Genomic DNA, 20,458 nt, shown 5'->3' with positions numbered 1-20,458 from the left:
ATCTTCTCCTTTAGCGCTGGAACGGGTAAACCGATCCCAGTTGCAGGATAGCCGTTAGCGCATCCAGCGCTTCACGGCCTTCACGCAGCAACTGCGGGTCAACGAGATCGGCCTGCATTAATCTGTCGCGATAGTAGCGATCTACCCAGTCATTCAGCGTAGTAAACAGCGATTCGTTCATCATTACCGCTGGGTTTACCGCCTGCATTTCGCGCGGTGTTAAGACCACGCGCAAGCGCAAGCAGGCCGGCCCCCCGCCATTTGCCATACTCTCGCGCAGGTCAAATACCCGGAGTTCGTCAATCGGGTTATCGGCCTTCAGCAGCCCGCTGAGATAGCGCCAGACACCGTCATGATGTCGGGATTCCTGCGGCAGAACCAGCATCATACTGCCATCATCCCGGCTCAACAGTTGGCTGTTGAAAAGATAGGTTTCCACTGCATCTTGCACGCTGACGGCTTCAGTTGGCACCTGAATGGGCGTAAACCCGGACACATGCTCGTGCAGGGTGGCGAGCAGTTTTTCCTGATGGGCAAATGCCTGCTCGTGGCAAAACAGAACCTGCCGGTTAGAGACGGCAATAACGTCGTTATGGAATACGCCCCGATCAATCACCCGTGGATTTTGTTGGGCGAAAATCAGTTGGGAAGGATTAACCTGGTTCAGGCGCGCAACCGCCTCGCTCGCCGCCAGCGTCTGACGTGCCGGATAGCGGGTTGGCCCGGCGTGCCCCCCCTCTTCACGACCGTAAATAAACAGTTGCACGCCGGGCGAACCGTAATCGCCTCCCAGGCGGTTATGGTTAGCGGCTCCCTCATCACCAAACATCGCCACCTGCGGCAACGCCGGGTGCACCTCAAAATGGCTCTCTTTGCGGAAAATGGCGCGCAGCACGCGTTCGGTGGTGTCCGCTTCGGTCGCTCGGTGAAATTTATTATTCAGATTGGCGACCGTCAGATGGACTTTGCCATCCAGCGTATCGGCGGACGGGGCAACGGTGGCCGCATTCGCCACCCACATAGAAGAGGCGGAGCTTGCGGCAGAGAGCAGGTGTGGCGTTTGGGTACCTGCTTTTTCAATCACCTGTTCATCCGTGCCGCAAAAACCCAGCTGTCGCAGGACCGCCACGTTAGGACGCTCCTGAGGCGGGATCACCGCCTGCGCAAAACCAGCGTCCGATAGCGCCTTCATTTTCATCAACCCCTGCTTCGCCGCCAGCTTCGGGTTCGATACCTGAAAACGGTGCTTCGTCGAGGCTTCATTACCAAACGACAGCCCGGCATAGTGATGCGTCAGCCCTACCAGCCCGTCAAAGTTCACCTCACGCGCTTTCATGGCGACCTCCCTGGGTGAAATCCAGGCCAGGGCTCAGCATTTCCGGCAGCGTCAATGCGGATGTTTCAAGGCTTGCCATCGGCCACGCGCAGTAATCAGCCGCATACCAGGCACTGGCACGATGGTTACCCGATGCGCCCACGCCGCCAAAAGGAGCAGTGCTTGCCGCGCCGGTCAGGGGTTTATTCCAGTTGACGATCCCGGCGCGCGCCTCCAGCAGCAGCCGATCAAACTTCTCGCGCTGCGGCGAAATCAAACCGCTCGACAGGCCGTAGCGGGTGTTATTCGCCATGGTGATGGCACTGTCAAAATCGTCATAGCGCCAGACGCTCAGTAGCGGGCCAAAGACCTCTTCATCCGGGACAGGGTTCACGTCGCTCATCTCAATTATCCCCGGCGTCAGCAAAGACGTACCCGCCTGGACCTGTCCTGGCGCCAGCAAGCTTTGTGCGCCACGGGCAACTTGCTCCTGCCAGGCTTTCAGCACGCTCAGTGCGGCCTGTTCAGTGATCAACCCGCCGATAAACGGCTGCGGGTCGGCATCCCACCGCCCGGGCACCAGCCGCGCGCTCACCTCAACCAGACGTTTCAGAAACGCATCCCCCTGCGCCCCACGCTTTACCAGCAAACGTCGGGCGCAGGTGCAACGCTGCCCGGCGCTAATAAAAGCCGACTGAATAGTCAAATACACCGCTGCGTCAATATCATCCGGGTCTTCCACTATCAGCGGATTGTTTCCGCCCATCTCCAGCGCCAGAATTTTTTCCGGCTGACCCGCCAGTTGACGATGCAGTTGATAACCCGTTCCGGCACTGCCGGTAAAGAGCAGGCCATCGATATCGCTCAACGCACTGAGCGCCTGGCCCGTATCTCGTCCGCCCTGCACAAGGCTCAGCACGCCGGGCGGCATCCCGGCCTGCTCCCAAAGCTTCACCACCGCCTCACCGGTTAAGGGCGTCAGTTCACTCGGTTTGAAAATGACGGTATTACCCGCCAGCAGCGCGGGCACAATATGACCATTCGGCAGATGCCCCGGGAAGTTATAAGGGCCAAAGACGGCCAGTACGCCGTGTGGACGATGGCGAAGCGTGGCCATCCCGTCGCCCATCTCTGTCTGTTGTTCACCGGTACGGGTATGGTAGGCCTTCACCGAGATAGCAATTTTATTGATCATCGCCGTGACTTCGGTTGTCGCTTCCCAGCGTGGCTTACCGGTTTCACAGGCGATAATCCGCGTCAGTTCAACCTTATTGGCCTCCAGCAGAGCGGCAAATTTTTCGACTATCGCCTGGCGCACGGAGAAGGGCTGTTTCGCCCATGTCGGGAACGCGCGGCGGGCAGCGTCGCAGGCTTGTTCTACCTGCGCAATGCTGGCGTCATTGCCTTTCCACAGCACCTCATTGCTCACCGGGTTGGTTTTTATCCGCAGCTCGCCTTCGCCCGTTATCCAGTTACCGTTAATCCATAAAGTCATGCTGTTTTCTCCTCAGGGCAGAGTCGGACCAGGCGAACCGTATCGCCAGCGTGGCATTTCAGGGCGTCGAGCTGTGCGGCAGTCAGCACCAGCCGTTCACACTGCGGGTTAGTACGCACCAGCATGGCGCGAAAGTTGTCATAACGTTCGTTCGCCACCAGACACGCAGGCCAGTCGCCCGGTGCGGATTGGCCTTCAGACACGGTCACCAGCCGGCTTTTACGGATGGTGCGCACGCGATCGATATCGCACTCAAGCGTTGGCCCCCCGTCAAAGATGTCGACATAGTTACGGTAGCGGAAGCCCTCTTTCTCAAGCACCGCGCGGGCAGGCGCGGTGTGTGAATGTACTTCGCCGATCGCCGCCTGCGCTTGCGGGCTGAGGAAATGGGTGTAGATAGGATGTTTAGGCATGAGTTCGGCAATAAAGGCTTTCTGCCCGGTGCCGCACAGGTAGTCTGCGCGGCTGAATTCCATAGAAAAGAAACGTTCACCCAGGCTCTCCCAGAAGGGAGAATAACCTGTCTCATCGATCACGCCGCGCATCTCCGCAACCACTTTTTCATTAAAGCGATCGCGGAATGCCGCCATAAACATAAAGCGTGATTTGGAAAGCAGATAGCCGTTGCCCTCTTTACGCCAGGCAGGATCCAGAAACAGGGTGCAGAGTTCGCTGGCGCCGGTATGGTCATTGCAAAGAAAGAGTGTTGGCAGCGCGTTATAAACGTTCAGCTCTTTCGAAGCATGCACCATGGTGCCGACACGATAGTTATACCACGGGTCATTCAGCCCCACCGCGACTTCGATGGCGCAAATGCCGGCCACCGTACCGGTGTCGGTCTCTTCCAGCACGAATACGTAACCTTGTTCGCTTTCAGGCAACGTCCCCTGCCAAGTATGCAGGGCGCGATCGATACGCGCTGAAAGCGTGGTCTCATTGGCAGGAAGCGAAGTCAATCCGCCGCCTGTTTTACCGGCAAGCTGCATAAGCCCGGCGAGATCGCCACGCTCAACGGGCCGGATGACCATCATGACGACACCCCAGACGTGATCTGTTCACAGGCTAAGGCAAAGCGATCCAGGCCAGTTCGCACCTCTTCCTCGCTGACGTTAAGCGCAGGGGCAAAGCGCACCACGTTGGCCCCGGCAATCAGCACCATCACGCCCATATTTGCCGCTTGCTGGGAAAGGCGTTTCGCTTTTCCGGCAAATTCCGGCGTCAGTTCGCAGCCAATTAACAGCCCCAGACCGCGGATCTCTTTGAACAAGCCGGTCTTGCTGTTGATGGCGTTCAGACGTTCAACAATCGCGTCATGGCGCTGTTTGACGCCGTTCAGCACCTCCGGGGTATTAACAATGTCCAGAACCTGCCCGGCCACGGCAGTTGCCAGCGGGTTACCGCCATAGGTGGTGCCGTGGGTTCCCACCGTCATTACGCTGGCGAATTTATCCGTCGTGAGTATTGCCCCGACCGGGAAACCACCACCCAGCGCTTTGGCGGTGGAAAGCACGTCCGGCGTAACGCCATAATGCATATAGGCATACAGTTCACCGGTGCGGCCGACACCGGTTTGGACTTCATCAAAAATCAGGACCGCGTTGTGACGATCGCACAGCTCACGCAGCCCCTGTAGAAACGCGACGTCAGCCGGAACCACGCCGCCCTCGCCCTGCATCGGCTCAACAATCACCGCGCAGGTGCGCTCGTTAATCAGCGCGCTGGCCGAGGGCAAATCGTTGAAGATGGCGTGACGGATATCCGGCGGCAGTGGCGCGAAATCCTGCGAGTATGAAGGCTGCCCCCCTGCGCTGACGGTAAACAGCGTGCGGCCGTGAAACGCATTTTTAAACGCCACGATGCCGCTTTTGTGCGCGCCATATTTATCGTGCGCATATTTACGTGCCAGCTTCAGCGCGGCTTCGTTGGCTTCTGCCCCCGAATTACAAAAAAAGACTTTTTCCGCAAAGGTGGCGTCAATCAATTTTTTTGCCAGACACAGTGCCGGTTCGTTGGTGTAACCATTGCCGGTATGCCAGAACGTCGCTGCCTGGTCGTTCAGTGCCTGCCGCAGTGCCGGGTGTGCATGCCCAAGGGCATTCACCGCAATACCACCCGCAAAGTCGATATATTCCTTGCCCTGCTGATCCCACAGGCGCGAGCCCTCCCCACGAACCGGAATAAAAGCCGCCGGAGCATAAACCGGCATCATCCATTGATCGAAATTTTCACGCGTAACAGACAAAGACATAGCGACCTCACCGGTAAACAAAAGGTTATTAAAATGTTAAATATTTGAGAATTTACACTGTGAATGTAGATTGCAGAGTTCGTGCCAGCCAGCACTAAATTGCATAAAAGGTGGGAGGAAGCAGAATATCAACAGGTTACATCACAACTCCATTCACTATTAATGCATAAAAAGTGAATATTTTTACGCGAAGCGGCGCTTTGCCGCATGAAAATCAGAAAGAGTATGCACACGCCAAATATAATTCTGGATTTGTGATCGCTGGCGAAATTTATCGGCCTTTTATGCCCGGTTTCGGGGCGGCGCGCGTCAGAATGGTGCAAATTTTCCACCGTCGACAGGATCTGTCGCAGTAATTGGGCGAAGCGGATAACAGGCGAGACAATTTCTGCTACCATCCTTGCACTATTCACCTTGCATTGGCAGCGACTATGAAATTTGTCTCTTTTAATATCAACGGCCTGCGTGCCCGCCCCCACCAGCTTGAAGCGATTGTCGAACAACATCAGCCGGATGTGATCGGCCTGCAGGAGACAAAGGTTCACGACGATATGTTTCCTCTCGAGGAGGTGGCGAAGCTCGGCTACAACGTCTTTTATCACGGGCAGAAGGGTCACTATGGCGTTGCGCTGCTGACGAAAGAGACGCCGGTTTCGGTACGCCGCGGCTTTCCCGGCGATGACGAAGAGGCGCAGCGTCGTATCATAATGGCTGAACTCCCCTCCCCGCTGGGTAACATCACCGTGATCAACGGTTACTTCCCGCAGGGGGAAAGCCGCGACCATCCGACCAAGTTCCCGGCCAAAGCGAAGTTTTATCAGGATCTACAGAACTACCTGACCACCGAACTTGATAATCAGAACCCGGTCCTGATCATGGGCGATGTGAATATTAGCCCAACCGATCTGGATATCGGTATTGGCGAAGACAGCCGTAAACGCTGGCTGCGCACCGGTAAATGTTCTTTCCTGCCGGAAGAGCGCGAGTGGATGCAGCGTCTGCAGGATTGGGGCCTGGTGGATACCTTTCGTGCGGCCAACCCGGACACGCAGGATCGTTTCTCGTGGTTTGACTACCGTTCAAAAGGCTTTGATGACAACCGTGGCTTGCGTATCGACCTGCTGCTGGCAAGCCCGCCGCTGGCTGAGCGCTGTATCGAAACCGGTATCGATTACGGCATCCGCAGTATGGAAAAACCCTCTGACCACGCGCCGGTGTGGGCTACTTTCACACTGTAATCCACGGTGAACAGGCCAAAAACGCTTCTCCTGTGCGCCCTGTTGGGCGCATTTATCATGACCTTTGCCTCTCTTTCGCCGGGTATGCTCACTCTGGACGCGCTCAAAACGCACCATCATGCGTTACTGGCGCAGGTTGGGCTGGCGCCGTTACGCAGTGCACTGCTCTTTTTCAGCCTCTACGTGCTGGTTTCGGCCCTGTCGATTCCCGGCGCGGCACTCCTGACGCTGCTGGCCGGCGCGCTTTTCAGCCTGCGGGACGCTGCGCTGCTGGTTTCATTTGCCTCTACGCTCGGCGCTACGCTTGCCATGCTCGCCAGCCGATATCTGCTGCGCGACTGGATACAACAGCGTTTCGCCCGACAGATGAAAACGGTCAATAGCGGTATCGAACGTGACGGCGCGCGTTACCTGTTCGCCCTGCGTCTGATGCCGCTGTTTCCCTTTTTCCTCGTTAATCTGTTGATGGGGTTAACCCGAATGACGGTGCTGCGCTACTGGTGGGTGAGCCAGCTTGCCATGCTGCCCGCGACGCTCGTTTTTCTGAACGCCGGGCGAGAACTGGGAAAGTTGTCATCGCTACGCGATATTGTGTCGCCGGGAATGCTATTCGCCTTTACACTATTGGGGTTATTACCGCTGGTCACGCGCTGGCTGTTTTCCCGTTCCCCCCCTTCTGTTAAAAAGTGAGGCATTATGCGCCGTGTGCGTTTTTGCGTGTTTCTGAGCATCCTGCTGTGCGCCGCCCCTGTTATGGCGGCCGACAGCTGGCATTCCGTTCAACAAGAAGCCAAAGGCCAGACCGTCTGGTTTAACGCATGGGGAGGTGATGGGGCCGTCAACCGCTACCTGGACTGGGTCAGCGGCGAGATGAAAACGCACTACGCCATCAACCTTAAAATCGTTCATCTGGCCGATGCCGCCGATGCGGTAAAACGGATCCAGACGGAAGCCTCTGCCGGACGAAAAAGCGATGGTTCGGTCGACCTGCTGTGGCTTAACGGGGAAAATTTCCGCACGCTGAAAGAGGCTAACCTGTTGCAAACGCAGTGGGCGCAGGCCCTGCCGAACTGGCGATACGTTGATAGCTGCCTGCCCGTTACAGAAGATTTTGCTCTCCCGACCGAGGGCGCGGAGTCCCCGTGGGGCGGCGCTCAGCTCACCTTTATCGCCCGTAAAAGCGCCCTGCCGATACCGCCCGAGGATCCTCGCGCGTTGCTGGCCTGGGCCCGGACGCACCCTGGCAAATTATCCTATCCACGCCCTCCGGATTTTACCGGCACCGCGTTTCTGGAACAATTACTGCTGACGCTCACTGACCAACCTGAGGCGTTACAAAGGCCCCCGGATGCCTCATTTGCCCAGGTAACCGCCCCGCTATGGCGCTACCTCGACCGACTCCATCCCCTGCTGTGGCGCGAAGGAAACGATTTTCCGCCCTCGCCGGCCCGTATGGATACTCTGCTCACCCGCGGCAGCCTGGATCTCTCGTTGACGTTTAACCCCGCACACACCCGGCAAAAGGTGGCCAGCGGCGAGCTTCCTGCAGACAGCTACGGATTCGGTTTTCGCCGCGGTATGATCGGGAACGTCCATTTTGTGGCGATCCCGGCGAATGCCAGCGCCAGCGCGGGGGCAAAGGTGGTCGCCAATTTCCTGCTCTCACCGCAGGCGCAGATCCGCAAAGCCGACCCGGCACACTGGGGCGACCCGAGTGTGCTTGATGCCGACACGCTGCCCGCCGACGAGGCTCAGCAACTGCGTAGCCACACGCCCTCTGGATTACCCCTCGTGCTGCCAGAGCCGCACGCCGCCTGGGTTAACGCGCTGGAGCAGGAATGGCTTCGCCGCTACGGCACCCGTTAAGCGGGTTTATCTGGCTGGCGATGGCGGTCATCTATCTGCCGCTACTGCCTGCGGGAATCATGCTGCTGGCGCCAGCGCTGTCGCCAGCAAACTGGCAGTTGCTGTTTGCCGACCCGCAATTGCCTCAGGCGCTCGCCGCGACGCTGGTGTCCACCGTGATTGCGACCCTGGGCTCGCTTGCTCTCGCGCTTATATTCATTACCGCACTTTGGCCTGGTCCTCGCTGGCGTCGCCTTTGTGGCCGCTTACCCTGGCTGCTGGCCGTTCCTCACGTTGCTTTCGCCACCAGCATTTTACTGATGTTTGCCGAGGGCGGTTTGTTCTATCAGGTATGTACGTTCTGCGTACCGCAACGCGATCGCTACGGTATCGGGTTAGGCGTGACACTCGCCGTCAAAGAGAGTGCCTTCGTGCTGTGGGCAGTGTATGCCGTATTACCTGAAGCCCGGCTGGCACAGCAGAACGTGGTTTTGCAAACGCTGGGCTATGGCCCTCTTCAGAGGCTGTGCTGGCTGGTGCTCCCCACTCTTGCCCCCGTGCTGGGCGCCGTGATGCTGGCCGTGCTCGCCTGGTCGCTCTCCGTGGTGGATGTGGCTATTATTCTCGGGCCGGGAAATCCGCCCACGCTGGCGGTGCTGGCCTGGCAGTGGCTTACCCAGGGCGATGCGCAGCAGCAGGCCCGGGGGACATTACTCTGTCTGCTGTTGTTAATGCTGCTGGCGCTCCTGGCTGCGCTGGGGTATGGCATCTGGCGGGTCTGGCGACGTTCATTGCCTGACCTTAGCGGCCAGCGTCGCCGCTCCAACGTCACGTTACCTGAAAAAACGCTCAGCTGGATACTCCCCGGCTTCGGTATACTGTGTGCCGGGATATTGCTCCTGTTAGCGCAGCAAGGCGACGTGGCGTTTTCCACCGTAATCACCAGCCTCACGCTGGGTCTGCTCGCAAGCCTGCTGTCTCTTGTGCTGATCGTCATCTGGCTCGAATGGGGCCCGCAGCGTGGCTGCCTGTGGGTCTGGCTGCCGCTGGCCCTGCCCGCGCTGCCGTTGGTCGCCGGGCAATATTTCGTCGCTTTAACGCTTGGAATTGACGGACATTTCACCGCCGTACTGTGGAGTCACCTGATGTGGGTATTTCCGTGGATGTTACTGGTGCTGCAACCCGCCTGGCGCAGGCTGGATCCACGACTGATCCTGATTGCCAGAACGCTCGGCTGGGGGCAGGCTAAAATAGTCTGGCGACTGAAATGCCCGCTGCTGGTTCGCCCTGCGCTACTGGCTTTCGCCAGCGGATTTTCGGTCAGTATGGCCCAGTATATGCCTACGCTATGGCTCGGCGCAGGACGGTTCACCACCTTAACCACTGAAGCCGTAACGCTCAGCAGCGGCGGCAGCACGCCGCTGCTGGCCAGCGGGGCGCTGGGATTACTGCTTTTGACCGGCGTCGTTTTTGCTATAGCGGCCCTGTTATCCCGGCTTGCGGGCCGCTACCGACAAGGATTACGTTAATGCTGGAAGTCAAAAACCTCACTATTCCCCCCCTTTTCCATGCGCTTAATTTCTGCGTCCCGCACGGTGAGATAGTGACCCTGATGGGACCTTCCGGTTGCGGCAAATCGACGCTCCTGTCGTGGATGGCAGGCGCGCGCTCTGCCGATTTCCAGGCGCAGGGTGAACTGTGGCTGAACAACCGCCGCTGCGACACACTTCCCGTAGAGAAACGCGGGCTGGGCATAATGTTTCAGGATGCCCTGCTGTTCGACCATTTCAGCGTCGGGCAAAACCTGATGCTTGCCCTTCCTTCGCGCTACGCCGGGCGCACCCGGCGGGAAGCCGTAGAGCACGCGTTACGGTGTGCCGGGCTTGCAAATCACTCTGCCAGCGATCCTGCTACCCTTTCCGGCGGCGAACGCGCGCGGGTGAGCCTGCTGCGCGCGCTGCTTGCAGAGCCACAGGCTTTACTGCTGGATGAACCCTTCAGCCGTCTCGATAAAACACTGCGGGCTGGCTTTCGGACGTGGGTATTCGAACGCGTCCGCGAGCGTCGCATTCCGGTCGTGCTGGTCACCCATGACGAAGAGGATATTCCTGCTGGCGCAGAGGTGATTGTCCTTTCTCGCGGGCAATAATGTGCTAACGCAATGTTTTCTGTTTCAGGAGAGATGACAATGCCCTTCTCTTTTACTGACGTCAGGTTATTCGATGAAACGTGTTTCTCAACTGACCGCGCTGGCCATGCTCTGCGGCCTCGCCTCATTCTTCTCAGTGGCGGCTGATATGCCCCCTTCTCTTACCCTGGCACAGCTCCAGGAACAGCACGGCGCGGCGATTGATACCCGCGCCAGCGCATTTTATAACGGCTGGCCGCAAACACTGCGTGCGCCATCCGGGCATGAGCCTGCCGCCCTGAACCTCTCCGCGACCTGGCTTAGCCTGATGAGCGATGATCAAGTTGCCAGCTGGGCAAAGCAGCATCAGCTTACGCCAGCCACCCCCCTTGCCCTTTACGGCAGCGAGGCGGATAACCTGGCGGTGAAAGCACGCCTGCAAAAGGCCGGGTTTGCGCAAGTCTCTCTACTCAGTGATGCCCTGCAGGCCCCGGACCGGCTCCAGCGCTTGCCCCATTTTGAACAGCTTGTTTATGCGCAGTGGATACATCAGCTCCAGCAGGGTAAACAGGTGGCTGGCGCACCGGCCGGCGACTGGAAGGTGATTGAAGCCGCCTGGGGGGCGCCGAAATTTTACCTGCTGAACCACATCCCCGGCGCAGGTTATATCGACACGAACGAAGTCGAAAGCGAACCCTTGTGGAATAAAGTCTCTGACGACAAGCTGAAAACGATGCTGGCGAAGCACGGCATCCGCCATGATACTACCGTGATATTGTACGGCCGCGACGTCTATGCCGCCGCGCGCGTGGCGCAAATCATGCTTTATGCAGGAGTGAAAGACGTGCGCATACTTGATGGCGGATGGAAAGCATGGTCAGATGCAAACCTGCCGGTAGAACGCGGGATGCCCGCAAGCGTGAAGCCTGCCGTAGATTTTGGCGCGCCGATCCCCGGTCAGCCGCAGCTGGTGGTCGATATGGAACAGGCCCGCAGCATGCTGCACCGTCAGGATGCCTCGCTGGTCAGCATTCGTTCCTGGCCTGAGTTTATTGGTGAAACCAGCGGCTATAGCTACATTAAGCCTAAAGGTGAAATTGCCGGCGCACGCTGGGGACACGCCGGCAGCGATGCGACCCACATGGACGATTTTCACAATCCGGACGGCACGATGCGCAGCGCCGACGATATTGCCGCCATGTGGAAAACGTGGCATATCCGGCCTGAACAACGCGTCGCGTTTTACTGCGGGACCGGCTGGCGGGCGTCCGAAACCTTTATGTACGCCCGAGCAATGGGCTGGAAAAACGTCGCGCTCTATGACGGCGGATGGTATGAGTGGAGCAGTCACCCGCAAAACCCGGTCTCCACCGGCGCGCGCGGTCCTGAAAGCGCGCGCTAACGCGTGAGTGATTTCAGCGTCGCATAACCGCTCCAGATGCGCGTTGTGGTGGTCAGCCAGCACAACGCGCCAAAAAACCAGGCTAACAGCGCAAAGTGGGCCGGAAACAGGCAGCACAGTACAAACAGCGCGATCGTCTCCGTCCCTTCCGTTAAGCCACCGATATAGTAAAATGATTTGTGCGCATAGCCGGGGTTGTCGATGTTATGTTTCGCCGCCAGCGCCGCAAAAGCCAGAAAACTGCTGCCGGTGCCGATGAACGCAAATAACAGCCACGCCGCGGCGAGCGCGTTTTCTGCGGGGGCGGCCAGGGCAAAACCAAACGGCACCAGCGCATACAACAGGAAATCAAGCGCGATATCAAGAAACCCTCCCGCATCGCTTAGCCCCCGTCGACGCGCCAGCGCGCCGTCCAGGCCATCCAGCGCCCGGTTCAACACGATGGCAAGCAACGCCGCCGGATACCAGCCCAGCGCCAGAAAAGGCAGCGCAAGCACGCCGACGGCAAAGCCGGTGAGGGTTAATCCGTCGGGGGAGATACCCGGTTTATCCAGCATCGTGGCCAGTCGATTGAGGGCGGGTTTGAGGCGCGGGTGCAGGTGTCGGTCAAACATGCGGTTTCTCTTTAAACGTGGCACAAAGCCCCTGCGCCGGAATATCCAGGGCGGCGTTAAAGCGGGCAGAGAGATTCTGGAAAGCGATTAATGCGGTCATTTCGCTAATCGTCTCATCACTGAAATGGCGTTTGACCTCTGTCCTGATGCCCTCCGTCAGCTGCGGTGGTGTCGCCGTTACTGCCTCAGCAAAGGCCAGCGCAGCCCGCTCTTGTTCGCTGAACAAAACCGAATGTTGCCAGTTGCCGACGGCCTGAACCTTGTCCAGCGTACCTGAACGCTCGGCCAGACGCAGGCTGTTGGCATCAATACAGAAGGCACAATGGCACAGCTGCGAGACCCGCGTCATCAGCAACGCCCGGAGTGCCGAGGAAAGGCGCGCCTTGCGGCGTTCGAGATAACCGACAAACAGCGCCACCAGCCAGAACAGGCGGGGCATGCGTCCCCACCAGCGCGTTGGGTTAAGGACCGCGCCGTAGTGTTTTTGCTGCAGGGCGGCAATCGGTTTTACGCTGGCCGGAAGGGATTTGAGGGGGGCAACCCAGGCAATGTTCTCTTTCACCTGTTTCTCCTGATGACTGGACTCCTGGAAAAGGCACGATAATATACTGTTTTTCATCACCCATTTCCCGCTGCTTGAAGCTTTTATTGTTTTACGTGACGCCAGATCAGCGGATTCGTGCTAATGGTACGTTCATCGCGCTGACACTGAAGCAAAACCCCGTCCGCTTTTACCACTGCGCCTTCCGAGTAATTCCGATCCTGATAGATACAGCAATGATTACACGACTGCGCGCGTTGACCGCTGGAGCTGAAGACCTCCGGCGGCACATTCACCTGCACGTCCGGGCGAATGCGGTCAGCCTGAGCGCAGGCGGTAAACAGCCCCCCTAACACAATTATCATGTAACGATTCATAAAACGCTCTTCCCGTTGTGGCCTGATACTGAATATAACGGTAAATCGCAGCCGAACCTTTAATTAATCTCATCATCGTTTTTTGTTATGACGCAGGCTTTTTCATTAATTTCCCTTTCGTCCTGAATTTCTGCTTGCCTCGCAAAGCGGTGCGGGTGGTATAGTCAAAAAAACGGTACAAAACATCTACGTATTATAAGAGGTTCTTATATCTATGGATCAGACACGTTCTCTGGAAAGTTTCCTTGCCCATGTTCAGCAGCGCGACCCGCATCAAAGCGAGTTTGCCCAGGCCGTTCGTGAAGTCATGACCACCCTGTGGCCGTTCCTGGAAGAAAACCCGCGCTATCGCCAGATGTCACTGCTTGAGCGTCTGGTCGAGCCAGAACGCGTGATCCAGTTCCGCGTAGCCTGGGTGAACGATCGCAACCAGGTGCAGGTTAACCGCGCCTGGCGCGTGCAGTTTAACTCTGCCATCGGCCCGTTTAAGGGCGGTATGCGCTTCCATCCTTCCGTAAATCTGTCGATTCTCAAATTCCTCGGCTTTGAGCAGACGTTCAAAAATGCTCTTACCACCCTGCCTATGGGCGGCGGAAAAGGCGGGAGCGATTTTGACCCGAAAGGCAAAAGTGAAGGCGAAGTCATGCGCTTCTGTCAGGCACTGGTGACCGAGTTGTATCGTCACCTTGGCCCCGATACCGATGTCCCTGCCGGTGACATTGGCGTGGGCGGGCGTGAAGTTGGCTTTATGGCCGGGATGATGAAAAAACTCTCCAACAACAGCGCCTGCGTTTTTACCGGCAAAGGGCTTTCCTTCGGCGGCAGTCTGATCCGCCCGGAAGCGACCGGTTACGGTCTGGTCTATTTCACCGAAGCAATGCTCAAACGTCATGGCCTGAGTTTCGAGGGCATGCGCGTAGCCGTCTCCGGCTCTGGCAACGTGGCGCAGTACGCCATTGAAAAAGCGATGCAGTTCGGCGCCCGCGTGGTGACCGCCTCTGACTCCAGCGGTACCGTGGTAGATGAAGCGGGTTTCAGCGCCGAGAAGCTGGCGCGCCTGTGCGAAATTAAAGCCAGCCGCGACGGGCGCGTGGCGGATTATGCCCACGAGTTTGGTCTGACGTATCTGGAAGGCAAACAGCCATGGGCGGTTCCTGTGGATATTGCCCTGCCATGTGCGACGCAGAACGAGCTCGACGTTGAAGCGGCTCGCACGCTGATTACTAACGGCGTCAAGGCCGTGGCGGAAGGCGCAAATATGCCAACTACCATTGAGGCTACCGACCTGTTCCTGGAAGCTGGCGTGCTCTTTGCACCGGGCAAAGCCGCAAATGCCGGCGGTGTGGCGACGTCAGGACTGGAGATGGCGCAAAACGCCGCGCGTCTTGGCTGGAAAGCCGAGAAAGTGGATGCGCGCCTGCACCACATTATGCTGGACATTCATCACGCCTGTGTAGAGTACGGTGGCGGGGCATCGCAAACCAACTACGTGCGCGGCGCGAATATCGCCGGTTTCGTGAAGGTGGCGGATGCGATGATAGGCCAGGGTGTGATTTAAGGTTTTTATTGTGCCCTCTCCGTGTGGGAGAGGGCGAAAATCGGGGGTATCAGGCCGCGCTTTTCTTTTTTTTGAACGGTTTCTTCGCACCGCCCCCCGGCGCAACCATCCCTCTGAACTGCTTCACCGGCGTGCTTCGCGCCTGGTTTATTAGCTCATAAAGCGTGCCGACCAGCGGCTGCATAAAGTCCTGATAACGACACTGCTTTTCACTGATTTGCGTCAGCACCGATTCCCAGTGCGCTGTCATATCAGGCCTTGCCGCCAGCTCCGGCAGCGAGTGAATTAACGCCCGCCCCGGATCGGTTGAGTGAATATAACGCCCTTTTTTCAGCAGAAAACCGCGCTTGAACAGCAATTCAATAATGCCCGCGCGCGTCGCCTCTGTACCCAAACCGTCGGTGGCACGGAGGATCTTCTTCAGATCTTTATCCTGCACAAAACGGGCAATCCCGGTCATTGCCGAGAGCAGCGTCGCATCGGTGAAATGGCGTGGCGGTTGCGTCTGACGCTCAACCACTTCGCCCTTTTCACACAGCAGTTCGTCTCCTTTGGCGACCACCGGTAGCGGCGTACCGTCATTCTCTTCGTCGCGCTCCTTATTGCCCAGCAGCGTGCGCCATCCCGCTTCGGCCAGGAATCGGGCTTTAGCGACAAATTTCCCTTTCGCAATTTCCAGTTCGATCACGCATTTACGGAACACCGCATCCGGGCAGAACTGCATCAGATACTGACGGGCGACGAGATTATAGACTTTCGCTTCGTTCTCGGTCAGATTGACGTTGCTGGCCCGCGCCGTCGGGATGATCGCATGGTGGGCATCCACCTTTTTATCATCCCAGCAGCGGTTGCGGGTGTCCGGGTTCACCGCGGGCTGCGGCAGCAGATCCGGGGCGTGTACGCCGATGGCGTTCATCACCGAGTGACGCCCGGCAAAGTGCTCTTCCGGCAAATAGCGACTGTCAGAGCGCGGGTAAGTAATTAGCTTGTGGGTTTCGTAAAGCTTCTGGCATATATCCAGCACGTTTTGCGCGCTTAAGCCGAACTTTTTGGCAGCTTCAATCTGCAGCGCCGAAAGGGAAAACGGCAGCGGCGCAGGTTCTGATTCCCGTTTATCGTTATAGCTGGTGACCATCGCCGGTTGACCGGTAATACGGTTAACCACGTGATCCGCCAGCGGACGGTGGAGCAATCGCCCCTCTTCATCCTGATACGATTCACAGGCATCGCTCGGCTGCCATACGGCGGTAAAGCGTTCATTTTTCGGCGTGACGATGTGCGCTTTTACTTCGAAAAAATCTTTGGCGACAAAGTTTTCAATCTCTTCATCACGACGTACGACCAGCCCCAGCACCGGCGTTTGCACGCGTCCGACCGACAGCACGCCCTGATAACCCGCGTTGCGCCCCAGAATGGTGTAGGCGCGGGTCATATTGATGCCGTACAGCCAGTCGGCACGGGCTCGGGCCAGCGCGGAGACGCACAGCGGGATAAACTCGCTGTTAGCACGCAGGCGTGAAATTGCCCGCTCCACCGCCTGCGGGTTGAGATCGTTAATCAGGCAGCGCTGCACCTGCTGGCGCTTTTCCGGCGCCAGTTCAAGGTAATCCAGCACTTCGTCCACCAGCAACTGCCCTTCCCTGTCAGGGTCACCCGCGTGGATGACTTCCGACGCGTCATGCAGGAAGCGCTTAATCACATTGAGCTGTTTGGTAACCGATGGCCGCGGCTGCAGACGCCATTTTTCCGGCACGATGGGCAGATCGTTGAGATTCCAGCGGGCGTAGCGGCTATCGTAGACATCCGGCTGCGCCTGTTCAAGCAGGTGACCAATACACCAGGTGACCACCTGCCCGTTACCGCATTCAATAAAGCCGTCGCCTTTGCGATGCGGTTTAGGCAACACATCGGCGATGGCGCGGGCCAGACTCGGCTTTTCGGCAATAAACAACCGCATCGAATTAACGGATCTCAATCATCGGACGGCCGCCTCGCGCGGTCACCAGCTCGCCGATCGCCGCAAGGATGATGCCGAATTCAGCGGCCGTTGCCAGGACTTCGGCTTCAGATTCTGGCGTGACCGCCAGCAGCAGACCGCCGGAGGTTTGCGGATCGCACAAGAGATTACGCCACTCTTCCGGCATATCCCCCATCAGGTGCCCATAGCTGGCATAGTTACGTTGCGTCCCCCCCGGCACTGCACCTTGCGCAATATAGGCTTCTACGCCCGGCAGCTTGGGTACGTCCTGATACCAGACCTGTGCCTGTACGCCAGCGCCCTGGCAGACTTCTGAAAGATGCCCCAGCAGGCCAAAACCGGTCACGTCAGTCATCGCCTTTACGCCTTCGATATTCGCGAACGCGGCACCCGCCAGGTTCATCTGGCACATTACGTCTGTCGCCAGCCCCTGATGTTCAGGCTTAAGCAGCGATTTTTTCTCGGCGGTCGTCAGCACGCCAATACCCAGCGGTTTGGTCAGGAAAAGCCTGCAGCCCGCCTGCGCGGTGCTGTTACGTTTTACGCGCTCGGTTGGGACAACGCCCGTGACCGCCAGACCAAAAATAGGTTCAGGGGCATCGATAGAATGACCGCCGGCCAGCGCAATTCCCGCCTGCTGACAGGCGAAGCGCCCACCCTCAATCACATCGCGGGCGATTTCAGGCGCAAGGGTGTTGATAGGCCAGCCCAGAATAGCGATCGCCATGATCGGTTTTCCGCCCATGGCAAAGATATCGCTGATGGCGTTGGTCGCCGCGATACGCCCGAAATCAAACGGATTGTCGACAATCGGCATAAAGAAGTCAGTGGTGCTGATAATGCTGGTGCCGTTACCTAAATCATACACTGCGGCATCGTCTCGCGTTTCATTGCCGACAAGCAGGTTCGGGTCGACAAACTTCGCCTGTTCGCTGTGCAGGATGGTTTCCAGCACTTTCGGGGAAATTTTACAACCGCAACCGGCTCCGTGGCTGTACTGCGTTAAACGAATAGTTTGCTCGCTCATGGACATCTCCTGTCATTGCATTCGCGCTATGGTAGCGCTCATTCCTTAAAGAGGTAAGTCTGACTGTCTGAATTCTGCGGCAGTTGCTCAGAATCCAGACAGTTTAGCGCACGTTATCAGAACCGGCTGACGAAAGGGGTAGTATCCGGCACGCGAACGGTGCTGGATGCCTTAAGCTGGGGCGTGCCAAGATAAAGCAAACCAACAATTTTATCGTGCTCGCCGCAGGATAAGCCTGCGCGGACGACCGCACTTTCCGTTAGCGGGCCGCTACGCCAGATGCCGTTGAAACCTTGTGCCACCGCGGCCATTTGCATTGCCATCACCGCGCAGCCTGCGGACATTTCCTGTTCCCAGACCGGTACGTTATGTTCGGGCTGGCATTTCGCCACTACCGCGATAATCATGGGCGCACGGAACGGCGCATTGCGGGCTTTGTCGATGCCTTTTTCATCCTGGCCCGCCGAGATTGCCCCCTGTTCCAGCAGTTGACTGAAACGATCGCGGCCTTCACCTTCGATAATAAAGAAATGCCACGGCTGAAGTGTGCCATGATCGGGGGCACGTAAACCGGCGCGCAGAATATTTTCCAGTTGCTCGCCCGCGGGCGCAGGTTCGGCCAGACGTGACGCGCTACGGCGGTTAACAAGCAGTTCGAGTGCGTCCATTAGTTAACTCCTTTTTTGAAATTTACTCATAAAATTAACACGACAGCAGATTTTGTTACAGCGCAGCAGGCGATTCCTGCTGACAAGTGGCGGTTGGGTCATTACGATAACCGCACATTACCGTCCTGTGGCGACGGAAACAGTCATTTTGGTTAGGGAGAATACATGCACACCCTTTGGCGAATCTTTGCCGGTTTCTTTAAATGGACGTGGCGACTGCTCAACTTCGTCCGCAACCTGGTGATGAACCTCTTTTTCATCTTCCTCGTTCTGGTTTGTGTGGGCATCTGGATGCACATCAGCAACGCCAACCAGGCGCAACATTCGACACGCGGGGCGTTACTGCTCGACATCACCGGCGTGATTGTTGATAAACCCTCCACCAGCAATCGGCTGGGGGTGATTGGTCGCCAGTTGTTCGGCGCCACGTCAGATCGCCTGCAGGAAAACTCCCTGTTTGATATCGTTGAGATTATTCGTCAGGCCAAAGATGACCGCAACATTACTGGTATCGTGCTGGATCTGAAAGATTTTGCCGGAGGCGACCAGCCGTCCATGCAGTACATCGGTAAAGCGCTGCGTGAATTCCGCGACAGCGGTAAACCGGTGATTGCCGTGGGCGACAGCTACAGCCAGGGGCAATACTATCTGGCGAGCTTTGCCAATAAAATCTGGCTCTCGCCGCAGGGTACGGTGGATCTGCACGGCTTTGCCACCCATGGTCTGTACTACAAATCTCTGCTTGATAAGCTGAAAGTCAGTACCCACGTCTTCCGCGTGGGGACGTACAAATCAGCCGTTGAGCCGTTTATCCGTGACGATATGTCCCCTGCCGCTCGCGAAGCGGATAGCCGCTGGATTGGCGAGCTGTGGCAGAACTACCTCCAGACCGTAGCCGCTAACCGTCAAATCACCACTGAGCAGCTCTTCCCGGGCGCGCGCGGCGTGCTGGACGGTCTGCGCAAAGTTGATGGCGATACCGCACAATACGCGCTGAACAACAAGCTGGTTGATGCGCTGGGCACCGGTGCGGATGTTGAAAAATCGCTGACCAAACAATTTGGCTGGAGCAAAGAAGATAAAAACTACAGCGCGATTAGCCTCTACGATTATACGACCAAAAAACCGGACGACACGGGTAACAGCGTCGCGGTGATCTTTGCCAATGGCGCTATCATGGATGGTCCGGAGACACCGGGTAACGTCGGAGGAGATACGACCGCAGCGCAAATCCGTGACGCGCGTCTTGATCCACAGGTGAAGGCCATTGTCCTGCGCGTAAACAGCCCTGGCGGCAGCGTCAGCGCCTCGGAAGTAATCCGTGCTGAACTGGCTGCCGCGCGCGCCGCGAATAAGCCGGTAGTGGTCTCCATGGGTGGGATGGCGGCATCCGGTGGTTACTGGATCTCAACACCCGCGAACTATATTGTCGCCAGCCCAGCCACTCTGACTGGTTCAATTGGTATCTTCGGGGTGATCAACACCGTCGAAAACAGCCTTGATTACCTGGGCGTGCACACTGACGGCGTTGCAACTTCGCCGCTGGCGGATGTGTCTGTGACCAAATCCCTGCCGCCGGAAGTGGCCGAGATGATGCAGTTGAGCATTGAGAACGGTTATAAGCGCTTTATCACACTGGTTGCTGACGCCCGTAAAAAGACGCCTCAGCAGATAGATAAGATTGCTCAGGGCCACGTCTGGACCGGACAGGATGCGAAGAACAATGGCCTGGTGGACAACCTGGGCGACTTTGATGACGCGGTGAAAAAGGCCGCTGAGCTTGCGAAACTCAAACAGTGGCATATTGAGTATTACCAGGATGAACCGTCGTTCTTTGATAGGGTCCTGAACAGCATGTCCGGCACTGTTCGCGCAATGCTGCCGGAGGCAGTGCAGGCGTATCTGCCCGCCCCCGTCGCGACGGCCGCAAAAGCAATGAAAGCGGAAAGCGACAAGCTCGCCGCCTTTAACGATCCTCAAAGCCGTTACGCATTTTGCCTGACCTGCGCAAACGTGCATTAAAC

General features: G+C 57.5%; 18 protein-coding genes. 8 read left to right on the top strand and 10 right to left on the bottom strand.

Features of this window, described 5'->3' with window-relative positions; translation table 11 throughout:
* Positions 1 to 10: 10 nt before the first annotated feature.
* Genes astB through astC form a run of 4 tightly spaced genes read right to left on the bottom strand, consistent with a single transcriptional unit; the run spans position 11 to position 5,058 of the window.
* Positions 11 to 1,336, bottom strand: coding sequence for an N-succinylarginine dihydrolase (gene astB / locus NL510_RS10025; RefSeq protein WP_253384181.1), 1,326 nt, complete (start codon positions 1,334 to 1,336; stop codon positions 11 to 13).
* A complete protein-coding gene (gene astD / locus NL510_RS10020) occupies positions 1,323 to 2,810 on the bottom strand; it encodes a succinylglutamate-semialdehyde dehydrogenase (RefSeq protein ID WP_253384179.1) in 1,488 nt (495 codons plus the stop codon). The genes astB and astD overlap by 14 nt, the downstream gene beginning before the upstream one ends.
* Entirely contained in the window at positions 2,807 to 3,841 is a 1,035-nt protein-coding gene (gene astA / locus NL510_RS10015) for an arginine N-succinyltransferase (RefSeq protein ID WP_253384177.1), read from the bottom strand. The genes astD and astA overlap by 4 nt, the downstream gene beginning before the upstream one ends.
* Positions 3,838 to 5,058 carry a succinylornithine/acetylornithine transaminase gene (astC, locus tag NL510_RS10010; protein WP_253384175.1) on the bottom strand — a complete coding sequence of 407 codons (1,221 nt, stop codon included), beginning with the start codon at positions 5,056 to 5,058 and terminating at the stop codon, positions 3,838 to 3,840. The genes astA and astC overlap by 4 nt, the downstream gene beginning before the upstream one ends.
* Positions 5,059 to 5,489: 431 nt before the next feature.
* Between astC and xthA the strand changes: the two genes are divergently transcribed.
* The 6 genes from xthA to NL510_RS09980 all read left to right on the top strand — a co-directional run bounded on the left by xthA (position 5,490) and on the right by NL510_RS09980 (position 11,671).
* Entirely contained in the window at positions 5,490 to 6,296 is an 807-nt protein-coding gene (xthA, locus tag NL510_RS10005; protein WP_253384173.1) for an exodeoxyribonuclease III, read from the top strand.
* A gap of 57 nt (positions 6,297 to 6,353) precedes the next feature.
* Positions 6,354 to 6,986, top strand: coding sequence for a TVP38/TMEM64 family protein (locus NL510_RS10000; RefSeq protein WP_436299132.1), 633 nt, complete (start codon positions 6,354 to 6,356; stop codon positions 6,984 to 6,986).
* A 63-nt stretch (positions 6,987 to 7,049) separates the two neighbouring features.
* On the top strand, positions 7,050 to 8,162 hold the full coding sequence (locus tag NL510_RS09995) for an ABC transporter substrate-binding protein (RefSeq protein ID WP_253384851.1): 1,113 nt from the start codon (positions 7,050 to 7,052) through the stop codon (positions 8,160 to 8,162).
* Entirely contained in the window at positions 8,135 to 9,670 is a 1,536-nt protein-coding gene (locus NL510_RS09990) for an ABC transporter permease family protein (protein WP_253384169.1), read from the top strand. The genes NL510_RS09995 and NL510_RS09990 overlap by 28 nt, the downstream gene beginning before the upstream one ends.
* On the top strand, positions 9,670 to 10,290 hold the full coding sequence (locus tag NL510_RS09985) for an ATP-binding cassette domain-containing protein (protein WP_253384167.1): 621 nt from the start codon (positions 9,670 to 9,672) through the stop codon (positions 10,288 to 10,290). Before NL510_RS09990 ends, NL510_RS09985 begins: the two co-directional genes overlap by 1 nt.
* Before the next feature lie 73 nt (positions 10,291 to 10,363).
* A complete protein-coding gene (locus tag NL510_RS09980) occupies positions 10,364 to 11,671 on the top strand; it encodes a sulfurtransferase (RefSeq protein ID WP_253384165.1) in 1,308 nt (435 codons plus the stop codon).
* Here the strand turns inward: NL510_RS09980 and NL510_RS09975 are convergent.
* The 3 genes from NL510_RS09975 to NL510_RS09965 all read right to left on the bottom strand — a co-directional run bounded on the left by NL510_RS09975 (position 11,668) and on the right by NL510_RS09965 (position 13,191).
* On the bottom strand, positions 11,668 to 12,285 hold the full coding sequence (locus NL510_RS09975) for a CDP-alcohol phosphatidyltransferase family protein (RefSeq protein WP_253384164.1): 618 nt from the start codon (positions 12,283 to 12,285) through the stop codon (positions 11,668 to 11,670). The genes NL510_RS09980 and NL510_RS09975 overlap by 4 nt on opposite strands.
* Complete coding sequence (locus NL510_RS09970) at positions 12,278 to 12,847, bottom strand: carboxymuconolactone decarboxylase family protein (RefSeq protein WP_253384849.1); 570 nt, start codon at positions 12,845 to 12,847, stop codon at positions 12,278 to 12,280. The genes NL510_RS09975 and NL510_RS09970 overlap by 8 nt, the downstream gene beginning before the upstream one ends.
* 83 nt (positions 12,848 to 12,930) lie before the next feature.
* On the bottom strand, positions 12,931 to 13,191 hold the full coding sequence (locus NL510_RS09965) for a YnjH family protein (RefSeq protein ID WP_436299120.1): 261 nt from the start codon (positions 13,189 to 13,191) through the stop codon (positions 12,931 to 12,933).
* 226 nt (positions 13,192 to 13,417) lie between these two features.
* Between NL510_RS09965 and gdhA the strand changes: the two genes are divergently transcribed.
* Positions 13,418 to 14,761: an NADP-specific glutamate dehydrogenase gene (gdhA, locus tag NL510_RS09960; RefSeq protein ID WP_253384159.1), complete on the top strand. Its 1,344-nt coding sequence runs from the start codon at positions 13,418 to 13,420 to the stop codon at positions 14,759 to 14,761.
* Positions 14,762 to 14,810: 49 nt separating this feature from the next.
* On the opposite strand, the gene NL510_RS09955 is transcribed toward gdhA, so the two are convergent.
* From NL510_RS09955 to NL510_RS09945, 3 genes are all read right to left on the bottom strand, one after another.
* Positions 14,811 to 16,718, bottom strand: a complete 1,908-nt coding sequence (locus NL510_RS09955) for a DNA topoisomerase III (RefSeq protein ID WP_253384157.1) — start codon at positions 16,716 to 16,718, stop codon at positions 14,811 to 14,813.
* A 4-nt stretch (positions 16,719 to 16,722) separates the two neighbouring features.
* On the bottom strand, positions 16,723 to 17,766 hold the full coding sequence (gene selD / locus NL510_RS09950) for a selenide, water dikinase SelD (RefSeq protein WP_253384155.1): 1,044 nt from the start codon (positions 17,764 to 17,766) through the stop codon (positions 16,723 to 16,725).
* Positions 17,767 to 17,882: 116 nt separating this feature from the next.
* The gene (locus tag NL510_RS09945; RefSeq protein ID WP_253384153.1) at positions 17,883 to 18,434 is read right to left on the bottom strand and encodes an NAD(P)H nitroreductase; all 552 of its coding nucleotides are present in this window, start codon (positions 18,432 to 18,434) and stop codon (positions 17,883 to 17,885) included.
* Positions 18,435 to 18,599: 165 nt separating this feature from the next.
* Between NL510_RS09945 and sppA the strand changes: the two genes are divergently transcribed.
* Positions 18,600 to 20,456 (top strand): signal peptide peptidase SppA, encoded by a 1,857-nt coding sequence (gene sppA, locus NL510_RS09940; RefSeq protein ID WP_253384150.1) that lies wholly within the window; start codon positions 18,600 to 18,602, stop codon positions 20,454 to 20,456.
* The last annotated feature ends 2 nt before the right edge of the window (positions 20,457 to 20,458 follow it).

The organism is unidentified bacterial endosymbiont (assembly GCF_918797525.1).
GTDB lineage: Bacteria > Pseudomonadota > Gammaproteobacteria > Enterobacterales > Enterobacteriaceae > Enterobacter.
The sequence above is the reverse complement of the archived record's forward strand: the minus strand, read 5'-3'. Positions and strand labels throughout refer to the sequence as shown.

Bases quoted from the DNA above. Each gene is read 5' to 3' on its own strand.
- astB (WP_253384181.1), bottom strand. From the start codon at position 1,336: ATGAAAGCGCGTGAGGTGAACTTTGACGGGCTGGTAGGGCTGACGCAT.
- astD (WP_253384179.1), bottom strand. From the start codon at position 2,810: ATGACTTTATGGATTAACGGTAACTGGATAACGGGCGAAGGCGAGCTG.
- astA (WP_253384177.1), bottom strand. From the start codon at position 3,841: ATGATGGTCATCCGGCCCGTTGAGCGTGGCGATCTCGCCGGGCTTATG.
- astC (WP_253384175.1), bottom strand. From the start codon at position 5,058: ATGTCTTTGTCTGTTACGCGTGAAAATTTCGATCAATGGATGATGCCG.
- xthA (WP_253384173.1), top strand. From the start codon at position 5,490: ATGAAATTTGTCTCTTTTAATATCAACGGCCTGCGTGCCCGCCCCCAC.
- NL510_RS10000 (WP_436299132.1), top strand. From the start codon at position 6,354: ATGACCTTTGCCTCTCTTTCGCCGGGTATGCTCACTCTGGACGCGCTC.
- NL510_RS09995 (WP_253384851.1), top strand. From the start codon at position 7,050: ATGGCGGCCGACAGCTGGCATTCCGTTCAACAAGAAGCCAAAGGCCAG.
- NL510_RS09990 (WP_253384169.1), top strand. From the start codon at position 8,135: ATGGCTTCGCCGCTACGGCACCCGTTAAGCGGGTTTATCTGGCTGGCG.
- NL510_RS09985 (WP_253384167.1), top strand. From the start codon at position 9,670: ATGCTGGAAGTCAAAAACCTCACTATTCCCCCCCTTTTCCATGCGCTT.
- NL510_RS09980 (WP_253384165.1), top strand. From the start codon at position 10,364: ATGAAACGTGTTTCTCAACTGACCGCGCTGGCCATGCTCTGCGGCCTC.
- NL510_RS09975 (WP_253384164.1), bottom strand. From the start codon at position 12,285: ATGTTTGACCGACACCTGCACCCGCGCCTCAAACCCGCCCTCAATCGA.
- NL510_RS09965 (WP_436299120.1), bottom strand. From the start codon at position 13,191: ATGATAATTGTGTTAGGGGGGCTGTTTACCGCCTGCGCTCAGGCTGAC.
- gdhA (WP_253384159.1), top strand. From the start codon at position 13,418: ATGGATCAGACACGTTCTCTGGAAAGTTTCCTTGCCCATGTTCAGCAG.
- NL510_RS09955 (WP_253384157.1), bottom strand. From the start codon at position 16,718: ATGCGGTTGTTTATTGCCGAAAAGCCGAGTCTGGCCCGCGCCATCGCC.
- selD (WP_253384155.1), bottom strand. From the start codon at position 17,766: ATGAGCGAGCAAACTATTCGTTTAACGCAGTACAGCCACGGAGCCGGT.
- NL510_RS09945 (WP_253384153.1), bottom strand. From the start codon at position 18,434: ATGGACGCACTCGAACTGCTTGTTAACCGCCGTAGCGCGTCACGTCTG.
- sppA (WP_253384150.1), top strand. From the start codon at position 18,600: ATGCACACCCTTTGGCGAATCTTTGCCGGTTTCTTTAAATGGACGTGG.